This is a genomic window from Methylobacterium crusticola (assembly GCF_003574465.1).
In the GTDB taxonomy this organism is placed as follows: Bacteria; Pseudomonadota; Alphaproteobacteria; order Rhizobiales; family Beijerinckiaceae; genus Methylobacterium; species Methylobacterium crusticola.
In genome coordinates this window covers 1-976 of sequence record NZ_QOWC01000485.1, presented here as the reverse complement: position 1 = coordinate 976, position 976 = coordinate 1, and the positions used below count along the sequence as shown (strand labels likewise).

Below are 976 nucleotides of genomic sequence, written 5' to 3'. Positions count from 1 at the left end.
GTGACCTTGACCTTTTCCTTGTCGATGGCGACGTGCTTTGCGATGACGGCGAGGATCTCCTCGCGCAGGACGGCGACGAGGTCGGAGCGTCCGAAGGCGACGCGCTCGTGGGCAAGCAGGATCTGGAGGCGCTCGCGCGCGACGGGCGCCGTGCCGCGGCGCGACAGGAAGCTCAGCAGGTTCATGCCGCCCTCCGGGGGAACAGCTTGGTCAGGAACGAGCGCCGCTCGCTGGGCACCACCATGGCGACGCTCTCGCCCCGCAGCCGGCGCGCCGCGTCCGCGTAGGCCCGGGCGGGCGCGCTCTGGGGGGCGTTGAGGGTCACCGGGCTGCCGACGTTGGAGGCCTTGAGCACCTCCTCGCTCTCGGGCACCACCGCCAGGAGCGGGATCGACAGGATCTCCAGCACGTCGTCGATCTTGAGCATCTCGCCGCGCTCGGCCCGGGCGGGATCGTAGCGCGTCAGGATCAGGTGCTTGTCGAGGCTCTCGCCCTTCTCGGCCCGGGCCGTCTTGGCGTCGAGCAGCCCGATGATGCGGTCGGAGTCGCGCACCGAGGAGACCTCCGGGTTGGTCACCACCACCGCCACGTCGGCGTGGCGCATCGCCAGGGTGGCGCCGCGCTCGATGCCGGCGGGGCTGTCGCAGACGATCCAGTCGAACTTCTCGCGCAGCTCGGCGATGACCCGGGCCACGCCCGCGTCCGTGAGCGCGTCCTTGTCGCGGGTCTGCGAGGCGGGCAGCAGCGAGAGCGTGTCGAGGCGCTTGTCGCGGATCAGCGCCTGGGGCAGCTTGGCGTCGCCCTGCACCACGTTGATGAGGTCGTACACCACCCGGCGCTCCGCCCCCATCACCAGGTCGAGGTTGCGCAAGCCGACGTCGAAGTCGACCACGCACACGCTCTGGCCCCCCTGCGCCAGCGCCGCTCCCAGCGCCGCCGTCGTCGTGGTCTTCCCGACGCCGCCCTTGCCCGACGT

At 71.5% G+C, this 976-nt stretch carries 2 protein-coding genes; both read right to left on the bottom strand.

What is annotated here, in order from left to right:
• The coding region (gene minE / locus DT057_RS35035; RefSeq protein ID WP_128566574.1) for a cell division topological specificity factor MinE at positions 1 to 185 on the bottom strand (185 nt) is incomplete at its 3' end.
• A partial coding sequence (gene minD, locus DT057_RS35030) for a septum site-determining protein MinD (protein ID WP_128566573.1) occupies positions 182 to 976 on the bottom strand: 795 nt, incomplete at its 5' end. The genes minE and minD, both read right to left, overlap by 4 nt.